Here is a 10,000-nt window from a genome sequence, read left to right on the forward strand (position 1 = left end):
CACCAATAAACAGGCCGAGAAGTGTCACGCCGACGGCGATGGCCATACCGACCATGCCGTAAAGATTGCCCTGCCGCGACGTTTCGGGCGAGGACAGGCCGCGCAGGGCCAGAATGAACAGCACGCCCGAAACCAGATAGGCGAGGGCAGAAAAATCAGCAAAAGACATCAGTGCGCCCCTTCTTTCTTAGCCTGAGCGGGACGCTCTTTTTTCTTGTACATGGCCAGCATCCGGCGCGTGACCATGAAGCCACCGAAGATATTGACGGCCGCCAGCGCGCTGGCGATGGCACCGGAGCCCTTGGCAAACCAGGTGCCGGCGCCGAAACCGGAGGCCGCGGCGGCGATCAGAGCGCCGACGATGATGACCGAGGAGATGGCGTTGGTGACGGCCATCAGCGGCGTATGCAGGGCCGGGGTCACCGACCAGACGACGTAATAGCCGACAAAGACCGCCAGCACGAAGATGGCGAAATGGAAGACGGTGGGATTGATATGTTCCACGGTTTCCCCCTTAATTTTGTAAGTTGGGGTGCACCACGGCACCGTTTTGCGTGACCAGAGCGGCCTTGAGAATCTCATCCTCAAAATCCGGGCTCAGCGCGCCGTCCTTGATCAAAAGCCCCAGAAAGGCCTGAAGATTTTTGGCATAAAGTGCTGAGGCATCATTGGCGATGGCCGCGACGATATTGGTCGGGCCATAGATCCTGACGCCATTTGTTTCGACCACGCTGTCGGGCACGCAACCTTCGACATTTCCGCCTTGCGGGGCCGCGATATCGACCAGCACCGAACCGGCCTTCATCGAGGCGACCTGCGCCGCCGTGACCAGTCGGGGGGCCGGGCGGCCGGGGATCAGGGCGGTGGTGATGACGATGTCCTGCTTGCCGATATGGCCGCTGATCAGTTCGGCCTGCTTGGCCTTATAGTCGTCGGACATTTCCTTGGCATAGCCGCCGGCGGTCTGGGCGTTTTTGAACTCTTCGTCCTCGACCGCGATGAACTTGGCCCCCAGCGATTCGACCTGTTCCTTAGTCGCAGGGCGCACATCGGTGGCGGAGACGACCGCCCCCAGACGCCGCGCCGTAGCGATGGCCTGAAGCCCGGCCACGCCGACGCCCATCACAAACACCTTGGCCGGAGCGACGGTGCCCGCCGCCGTCATCATCATCGGAAAGGCCTTGCCGTACAGGTGCGCGCCTTCGATCACAGCGCGGTAACCGGCCAGATTGGCCTGAGACGACAGGGCGTCCATCACCTGAGCGCGGGTGATGCGCGGCACGAACTCCATGGCGTAGGCGGTGGCACCGGCCTCGGCCAGCCCTTTCAGCGCGTCTTTTTCGCGGTAGGCGTCGAGCAGGGCGACGACGGTCGCGCCTTGTTTCAGCGTTTTCGCTTCGGTGATGGACGGGCCACGCACCTTGAGCAGGATGTCTGCCGACGACCACACGGCTTTGGCGTCCAAGATCTCTGCGCCCGCAGCGGTAAACGCTTCGTCGGTAAAGGCTGCGCTGAGGCCCGCGCCGGTTTCCACCACAACGCGCTGGCCGCTGGCGACCCATTTCTTCACCGTGTCGGGTGTCGCGGCGACCCGCGTTTCGCCCGTCAGGCTTTCCTTCGGTATTCCGATGACAAGAACCAAGTGTCTCTCCCCGGATTTGTCTGATTACATCAGAAAAATCCTCACAATTGCAACGATTTACGCCACTTTATTCGTCTCATGCTTTGGCCTTACGGCCTTGCCGGGGTTTAGTAAAGACAGTTTTAGAGGCTCAAGCGTTGAGCCAGGCTGACCTGCGGCGGGTGTCAACCTATCACGGTTCTGCGGATTTACGGTCTTCAACTTCCTGTGGGGCGCGTGGCGGGATGACGAGGCTGACCATGACGAAGCTGAGGACCAGCAGCAGCGCCCACGCCCCCATCTTGTGCAGGCTGACCATGTGCCAGACGTCCTGATCCGGATAGACCCAGGTGCGCGTGGCCGTGCCGATATTTTCCGCCACCCACAGGAAGAAGGCCGTCAGTGCATTGGCGAGGATGAAGGGCATGCGCCGGTCTGTCTGATCGACACGGAAGACGATCCAGCTTCGCCACCACAGCCCGCCGATCGCGGCGAACAGCAGATAGCGAAAATCCCAGATATAGTGATGGGTGAAGAAGTTGAGATAGATCAGCGCCGCCAGCAAATAGGTGGCCCATAAGGGCGGATAGTGGGTGTATCTGAGGTCCATTACCCGACTGGCGCGGGCAATGAATGAGCCGACGCAGGCATACATGAAGCCTGTAAACAGCGGCACACCCGCGATGCGGATGACGGCTTCGTCCGGATAGGTCCAGGAGCCCATATGCGTCTTGAAAATCTCCATCACCGTGCCGACGACGTGATAGAGGAAGATGACCCGCGCCTCCTCGAAGGTTTCCAGACGCAGGACAAGCATCAGGATTTGCAGGATCACCGCCGCGACGAACAGGAAGTCGTAGCGCAGCAGCGGGGCCTTATCCGGCCAGAACAGGTGCGTGGCGATCAACAGCCCCAGCATGGCCGCGCCGAACAGGCATGACCACGCCATCTTCAGACCAAACAGGATAAATTCGGCCAGTGGCGCGGGCAACCGGTCGAGCGTGTGGTGGATGAACCGCCGCGCCGGTTGCAAAAAAGGCCCCAGCGGGTGGGGCCTTTGGCTCTGATCTATTGGCGCGCTCAGTGGGCGTCCGGCTTCTTCTTGAGCACCAGAAAGCCAATCACGGCCACTACGGCCGAAACGAAGCCGGCGATGAAGAAGCCCGCGCCCTTAACGGCGAACAGAAGCACGAAGAACAGGATGCCAACGGCGATGATCAGACTGCCCCACTTGGTCAGGCCCATGAACAGGTCGTAGGTTTCCGACTGTTCGTGGATGTCCATGTCGCCCTTGTGGTAGTCGCCCGATTGATGTCCGGCCATTGGATTCGTGTCCCTGAAAAAGTCTGTTGTTCGTACTTTTCTACAAAAGCGAGGCTTTGCGGTCAACGGCTGATGGACGCAGGCGCTGAAATCGCCTAAAACGGTTGCAAGTGAAATTATAAAAGCAGGTTCCGGCGTGATCCGGACAGGGATGAACGACAGGCGGGTGGGATCTGGGTTTAGAGCCACACGCATGATTTTTGCCAGACTTTGGGCCTCACTGAAGCCCGGTAACACCAATGACGGATCGACGGAGCGTCTGAAGCACACACCTCTGGAGGACGCCTATGCCTTCGCTATTGGCTGTTCGATGATCGTGCTGGGGATCGTCCTGCTGAAGACCGTCGGGCTGGTCACCGGCGGCGTGGCCGGGATTGCACTGCTGGTCTCCTATCTGATCCCGCTGCCGGTCGGCGTGCTGTTCATGCTGATTAATGTGCCCTTTTTCATCTTTGCCTATCTGGGCATGGGCCGGGTCTTCATGATCAAGACCATCATCGTTTCCATGGCGATCATGGGGCTGGCCGTGCTGATGCCGATGGCCGTGCATATCGACTATGTGCAGCCCTTGTTTGCCGCCGTCTTCGGCGGGACGATCATCGGCATGGGGATATTGTCGCTGGCAAGGCACGGAGCCGGGGCCGGAGGTACGGGCGTCTTATCCCTCTATCTTCAGAAAAAACGCGGCATCAATGCCGGTCAGACGCAACTGATCATCGACCTGATTATTATGGCGGCGTCGATGTTCGTCATACCGGGGGAGCGGCTATTGTACTCGGTTGTGTCGGCGGCGGCCATGAGTCTGGTCATGATGAGCTGGCACCGCCCGGAGCGCTATATCGGACGGTAAAGGCTCTTTACTTGGCGATTGGGTTCTCACAGATTAATTCAATGCGCTTAAGTGATGATCGCCCGGTCTATATCCGCTTCGTTTGTTTCAAGACCATCGAAGGGCAAAGACATGCCTTGGGTATATTTCAAGCCTGCGATGACGCGCAGGATAGTCATTATGCAGAGGGCTGGGCGCTCGCCCTACTGAACGAAACCTATGATTGGTTCTGTCGTCATTTAAAAAAACCAGATCGACTTTATCACGGTGATAGATGGCATCCCGGCAATCCCGGTTTGTCGTGGTTTAAACCCGAGGCGGTGGAGCATATTCGCCGCATGTATGACCTTAAAACAGCTCTGGAGGCCTGCGGGGTCCATATAGAGGTCTTGACGACACGTGACGTAGGACAAGTCCTTTATGAGGACGCACATCAGGTGTGCGCTGTACCGTCAAGACATACGTTCGGGTGAAGCGTTTGTCTTGTCTCCTCTAATGAAAAGAAAGATTGAACCTAAACCAGCGCTTCGAACTGATCGATCAGGCCTTTCAGCCGCTGGCAACCCATCTCCCAGAAGGCCTTTTCGCGCGGATTGAGCCCAAACGGGGCCAGCGCCTCGACATAGGTCTTCGTCCCGCCCGCCGACAGAAGCTGCGCGTAGAGCGGGGTGAAGGCTTCGGGGTTTTCGCGTCGCTTTTCCATCAGGGCCGACACCAGCAGGTCACCGAACGCATAGGCATAGACGTAGAAGGGTGCGTGGACGAAGTGGCTGATATAGGCCCACCAGTATTCATAGCCGTCATTCAGCTTGATCGCGGGCCCCAGTGACTCGCCCATCACCTCAAGCCACAGGGCGTTCAGCCGATCGACCGGCACCTCGCCCTCAAGACGTTCGGCATGGAAGCGTTCTTCAAAGCGATGGAAGGCGATCTGACGCACCACGCTATTGAGGCCATCCTCGATCTTGCCGGCCAGCAGCGCCTTCCTGTCTTCGGGCGAGGCATCAGCCACCAGATATTCGAACACCAGTCCTTCGGCAAAGATCGACGCGGTTTCCGCCAAAGTCAGCGGCGTGTCGGCGAGGATCGACCCCAGAGGCGCGGCCAGAGTCTGATGCACCGCATGGCCCAGTTCGTGGGCCAGGGTCAGCATTTCGCGCCGCTCACCCGTGAAGTTGAGCATGACATAGGGGTGGTGGCTGGACGACACGGGGTGGGCATAGGCCCCCGACGTCTTGCCTTCGCGCGGCTGGGCGTCGATCCACGGCTTTTCAAAAAAGACGGCAGCGCGCTCGGCAAAGTCTGGCCCCAGACGGGCGAAGGAATCGAGCACAATGCGCTTGGCTTCGTCCCAGCTATACAGTTTCGGAGCGGCGTTGGTCAGGGGGGCATTGCGGTCCCAGAAATTCAATACCGTCTTGCCCATGACCTTCGCCTTCAGCGCATAGTAGCGGTGCGACAGGGCGGCGTAGGATTCGCTCACGGCCTCGGCCATGGCATCGACAGCATCGCCATCGACCTCATTGGCCAGATGGCGCGAGGCGGCGGGCGTGGCGAACTTACGCCAGCGGTCTTCGACCTGCTTTTCAAAGGCCAGCGTATTGAGCGCCAGAGCCAGCACCGGCGCATTGTCCTTCAAGGCCACAGACAGGCCTTCGGCAGCGGCCTTGCGCACGGCTTCGTCAGGCGAGGACAGGCGCGTCAGGGCGTCGTTGAGCGTCAGGATTTCGGGCTTCGACTTCGGCCCGATTCTGACGCGCAAACGGGTCAGGGTCTCATCGAACAGGCGCACCCACGAGGCGGCACCGGGCATTTTTTCCAGCAGCAGCTTTTCCAGATCGGCTGATAATTCGTGCGGGCGGTTGGCGCGGATACGCCGCAGCCACGGTCGCCATTTCTGGGCCTTTTCGGTGACACGCAGCGCCTGTTCGATCTCCCAGTCTTCCAACTGGTTCAGTTCCAGCGACAGGAACAGGCTGTCGGTCGAGATCAGCGCTGCCTTGTTACGCAGGTCGGCATCGAGCTTGGCGATCTGTGTATCTTCGCGGGCGATGGTCGAGGCGAGCGTCGTATAGGCCATGGCCCCTGCCATGCGGTCCGAGGCGCGCTCATAAAGCGTGGCCGCCTGATCGATCAGCAGGCCCAGCCGCTCGGCATTACCGCGCGCTGCGACGAAATTGCCCTGTAGCTTCTGAAGCTCTTTCAGGGTCGCCGCCGCTTCGGCAAAGTCGGCAGCGATCTTCGGATCGTCCACACCGCTGTAAAGATCGGTCAGATCCCAGACGGGAAGGGCGTCGGTGGCTAGGGCCGCGGAGTCGATCTGTGTCATATCATGGCCTTAGCTAAAACGCCGGAGAAAAGCGAGGGCTTTCAAGGTGCCGGCTCCGGATTTACAGCCGAAACCACAGGGTTTAAGCTGTGCGGCAATAAGGGGAGGCGGGGATGAAATTCAGAGCCATTGGTCTCGTGGTAGGTACCGTGTGCGTCCTGTTGGGCGCGTCGGAGGTTCGGGCCGGAAGTCTCACGGCGGCGGACTGGAAAGCGTTCCGCGACCATTCGATGAGTCAACATGGTGAGGCCGAGCCGGACGAACTGGAGTACCAACTCTATGTTTCCGGCGAAAAAGACGATAAAGAGGTGCCGGTCGATGCAGCCGTGCAGGCCTTTGGGCATTACTTCGGGTTCGCGCAGGAAGACGCCAACGCCTATGCAAGCCTGATCGTCGGTCTGGTCAATTATTTCGAGACCTGCGACAGGCAGTGCGCGTTCCGGGCGGGCCAGCCTTTGTACGATGAGGCAGCGCGCCTTCTGGTCAGAGAGCGCAGCGGGCGGCTGCTGAAGGCGGTGGTGGCCTATTGCCGCCACGAATGCGCCTTTGAGCCGGGAGCCCCGCTGTATGACGAGGCGCGGCAACAGATAGTTGCGGACACCAGCGGTCAGCTTTTGACCGAGGTACTCAAAAGGATTGCTCAGGACGAAACACCGGCGCTGGTCCGCCTCGGCTGGGATACGCCTAAGGCACTCGATGCGTTTCGTGACCTCTATCTCTACACGGAAAAGGAGATATGGCTGGCGGCGTTCCTGAGCCGGTTGCCGGACGATCCGGTGGGAGTTGCCACCTTGCCGGCTATGCATCGGGACGCCGGTCTGCCGGATATGCGAAGCGGAGCCCTGCCAGCGCTGATCGATACGACGCTGGCCCGCTTGAAGCCGACACCGGATGGCCTGCGCTGGCGAAAAGTGCTGGAAGGGATGCAGGTGGGTCATCTGGTTGAAAGGGGGTTCGATGCCGAGGCCGTGCGGCGATATCGCGCCCTGCCGGAGGCGATGAAATCTGATCTGTTCAAGGCGTCGGCTGACTGGTCGAAAGAGGCGGCCTGCCGCAGCGTCGATGCGCTCGAAAGTAACGCGGTCGCTCTCGGTGCCGCCCTGTGGCTCGAAGGGCAGGCAGAAGAGGCGCGAACCCTGTGGCAAGGCGTATCTGTGACGCCCGGATTCAATCCTCTGCGTGACGCCATTACCCCCGAAGTGACCGATAAAGCCTTGTTCGAACTCTATTTGGTCGGTGATCAGACTGCGGTGGAACCTCACAAGGATGCGTGCGGCAATGGGGTTTTCCGAGGTGGCAGTCTGGAAGGGAATGGTGCGTTGTTCGCTTTGGCCCGTGCGGCCCCGGCGGTACGCGAAGTCGTGGCGCGACGCCTCGATAAGGCGGGCTATGTCGACATGGCCGTCTGGCTGCGTCGCCCGCAGGCCCCCTATATCGACCCTGAGGCCGTCTCCTTTCTGGAGCCCCTGAGCGATCTTATCGCTATTGCACCGGATATGGCCCGGACATGGAAGGCCTTCGCCGAAGAGGCTAAAGCCCGCGACGAAGCGTTGCTGCGGGCCAGCAACGGTCCGGGGCACGTAAAGGTGGCAGGCGCACCGGCACAATGGGCCGAAAAGCCCCTGCCTGAGGGTATGTCGGCATGGCCGGAAGACAAGGAAGGGCCTAAGCCGCCGCGCAATCTGTCCAAATGGATCGGCAGCGTGGTGCGTTATGAGGCATCGGGCAAGGAGGCCACCGTCGTCTATGAATCCGCCGAATACGATCTGGCGGGGGAAATTCCCGCCTATGGCCTGTGGGTAGCGCTGAAGCGCGACGGCAGGTGGCAGACGCCGCTCTATCTGGGGCTTCAGACGCATTTTCCCTATGTGGTTACGCCGGGGTCGAACCTGCCGCTGATCGACGGCGACCGACTGCGGTTGGAGGTTCAGGTCAGGGAAATCGATCTCGACACGATCACCTTTCCGCCGGTTTCACTGGATTATAAGCGCGAGGCAAAGGGGCTTTATCTCGACATCCCGTTGGAGAGCCTGCGCGCCGATGCAGACGGGGATGGTCTGACCGATGTGGAAGAGCGTCGCCTCGGCCTCGACCCTGCCCAGGGTGACAGCGATGGCGACGGCCTGATCGACGGCGTTGATCCCTTGCCGCTGAGCGCCTACAGCGCCGCAACCGATCCGCGCCTGTCACAGGTGGCGCGCCTCGTTCTGGAGGCGCTGGCCGGACACGAGGCGAGAGCAATTGTCATTCGTCCGCGGCCTGAGCAGCCTGCGGATGATATACTGGCGGCTATTGCGGGAGGTGCCGCGCCTAAGGGGTTCAGGCAGACCCTGTTTGTCGTCGCCGAAAAAGACATCTTTGCCGGTATAGCCGGTGCGCCCTTCCGTCTGATCGTCTATTCGCCTACCGATCTGGAGCGTCTGGGGCGCGGTAAGGCGCCTTTCTATCCACCGCAGATTATCAACCTGTTCGCGGCACCCGACGGTTCGGCCTATTTCGTCAACTGGTCGGCGGGGTGGGTCGGCGGTTCGCTGATCATCCGCTGCCAGAAAGAGGTCTGTAAGGGCGAGACGGTCGGCGGCTGGATTACATAAGGTCTGATCGTCCCTCAACGGGACATTAACCCTGTCCTTCAACCGGATTTTCAGGGTGTTGCTCTATTTGTGTCTCAAAACAGATCGTCCGCACCTCCATGCGGACGCTCAGGCGCAACCGGCGGCATAGTCTTCGGCGGCGTCCTACACTCAACACGAGATGGTGCGGGCAATGGCTAAGACGATTCTGATTTGCGACGATGATCCGACCCAGCGGCGGCTGATTCAAGCCGTTTTGGAACGCGAGGGCTTTGCTGTCGTCCACGCCGAGAACGGACCGCAGGCCTATGATCGCCTGACCACCACCTCCGGCATCGACGCGGTCATTCTCGATCTGGTCATGCCGGGGCAGTCGGGTATCGACACGCTCAAGGACATCCGTGCGGCGGGCATTCGCACGCCGGTGGTGGTGCTCACCGCTTCGGGCGGCATCGACACCGTCGTCAAGGCCATGCAGGCCGGGGCGCAGGACTTCTTTATCAAGCCCGCTTCGCCAGAGCGTATTCTGGTCAGCGTGCGCAACGCCTTGCAGATGGGCGATATGGCCGCCGAAGTGACGCGCCTGAAAAAACAGGTCACCAATCGCACCTCGTTCGACGATCTGGTCGGCACGTCTGCGGCCATGCAGATGGTGCGCCGTCTGGGCGAACGCGCCGCGCGGTCGGGCATCCCTGTGTTGATCCTGGGCGAAAGCGGTGTCGGTAAGGAACTGATCGCCCGCGCCATTCAGGGCTCATCGGATCGCGCCGGCAAGCCCTTCGTCGCCGTCAACTGCGGCGCCTTACCGGCCAATCTGGTTGAATCCATCCTGTTCGGTCACGAAAAAGGTTCCTTCACCGGCGCGTCGGACAAGCACCTCGGCAAGTTTCAGGAAGCCAGCGGCGGTACGTTGTTCCTCGATGAGGTGGGTGAACTGCCGCTCGACATGCAGGTCAAGCTGCTGCGCGCCCTACAGGAAGGCGAAATCGACCCCATCGGCGCCAAACGCCCGGTCAAGGTCGATGTCCGTATCATTTCGGCGACCAATCGCAATCTTCAGGATCAGGTCAAGGCCGGGCATTTCCGCGAAGACCTTTTCTATCGCCTCAATGTCTTCCCGATTGAAGCGCCGTCCTTGCGTGAGCGCCGTGAGGATATTCCGGCCCTGATCGAACACTTCATCCGCCGCTTCAATGTCGAAGAGGGCAAGCGCGTGGCGGGGGTGGCCTCGGACGCCCTGCAACTCCTGTGCGCTTACGACTGGCCCGGCAATGTGCGTCAGTTGGAAAACACCATCTATCGCGCCATCGTGCTGGCCGATACGC

General features: G+C 60.4%; 10 protein-coding genes. 4 read left to right on the forward strand and 6 right to left on the reverse strand.

Annotated features, from left to right (window positions below; genetic code table 11):
* The 5 genes from LDL37_RS10860 to LDL37_RS10880 all read right to left on the reverse strand — a co-directional run.
* Positions 1 to 169: NAD(P)(+) transhydrogenase (Re/Si-specific) subunit beta (locus LDL37_RS10860; protein ID WP_290797998.1), on the reverse strand; the 169-nt coding region annotated here is incomplete at its 3' end.
* A complete protein-coding gene (locus tag LDL37_RS10865) occupies positions 169 to 504 on the reverse strand; it encodes an NAD(P) transhydrogenase subunit alpha (RefSeq protein WP_013479054.1) in 336 nt (111 codons plus the stop codon). The genes LDL37_RS10865 and LDL37_RS10860, both read right to left, overlap by 1 nt.
* A 10-nt stretch (positions 505 to 514) precedes the next feature.
* Positions 515 to 1,642 (reverse strand): Re/Si-specific NAD(P)(+) transhydrogenase subunit alpha, encoded by a 1,128-nt coding sequence (locus LDL37_RS10870; protein ID WP_290797974.1) that lies wholly within the window; start codon positions 1,640 to 1,642, stop codon positions 515 to 517.
* 172 nt (positions 1,643 to 1,814) lie between these two features.
* Positions 1,815 to 2,654: a DUF817 domain-containing protein gene (locus LDL37_RS10875; protein ID WP_290797977.1), complete on the reverse strand. Its 840-nt coding sequence runs from the start codon at positions 2,652 to 2,654 to the stop codon at positions 1,815 to 1,817.
* Between the two features lie 47 nt (positions 2,655 to 2,701).
* The gene (locus tag LDL37_RS10880) at positions 2,702 to 2,944 is read right to left on the reverse strand and encodes an aa3-type cytochrome c oxidase subunit IV (RefSeq protein WP_126420742.1); all 243 of its coding nucleotides are present in this window, start codon (positions 2,942 to 2,944) and stop codon (positions 2,702 to 2,704) included.
* 193 nt (positions 2,945 to 3,137) lie between these two features.
* Between LDL37_RS10880 and LDL37_RS10885 the strand changes: the two genes are divergently transcribed.
* The gene (locus LDL37_RS10885) at positions 3,138 to 3,794 is read left to right on the forward strand and encodes a YitT family protein (RefSeq protein ID WP_290797983.1); all 657 of its coding nucleotides are present in this window, start codon (positions 3,138 to 3,140) and stop codon (positions 3,792 to 3,794) included.
* Positions 3,795 to 3,835: 41 nt separating this feature from the next.
* Entirely contained in the window at positions 3,836 to 4,246 is a 411-nt protein-coding gene (locus LDL37_RS10890) for a hypothetical protein (RefSeq protein ID WP_290797986.1), read from the forward strand.
* A gap of 41 nt (positions 4,247 to 4,287) precedes the next feature.
* Here LDL37_RS10890 and LDL37_RS10895 read toward each other — a convergent pair whose 3' ends face one another.
* The gene (locus LDL37_RS10895) at positions 4,288 to 6,102 is read right to left on the reverse strand and encodes a M3 family oligoendopeptidase (RefSeq protein WP_290797989.1); all 1,815 of its coding nucleotides are present in this window, start codon (positions 6,100 to 6,102) and stop codon (positions 4,288 to 4,290) included.
* 230 nt (positions 6,103 to 6,332) lie between these two features.
* Here LDL37_RS10895 and LDL37_RS10900 point away from each other — a divergent pair, with 230 nt between their 5' ends.
* A complete protein-coding gene (locus LDL37_RS10900; RefSeq protein WP_290797992.1) occupies positions 6,333 to 8,696 on the forward strand; it encodes a hypothetical protein in 2,364 nt (787 codons plus the stop codon).
* Between the two features lie 172 nt (positions 8,697 to 8,868).
* Positions 8,869 to 10,000 (forward strand): sigma-54 dependent transcriptional regulator (locus LDL37_RS10905; protein ID WP_290797995.1); only part of this gene is annotated, 1,132 nt, incomplete at its 3' end.

Source organism: Asticcacaulis sp. (assembly GCF_020217185.1).
In the GTDB taxonomy this organism is placed as follows: Bacteria; Pseudomonadota; Alphaproteobacteria; order Caulobacterales; family Caulobacteraceae; genus Asticcacaulis.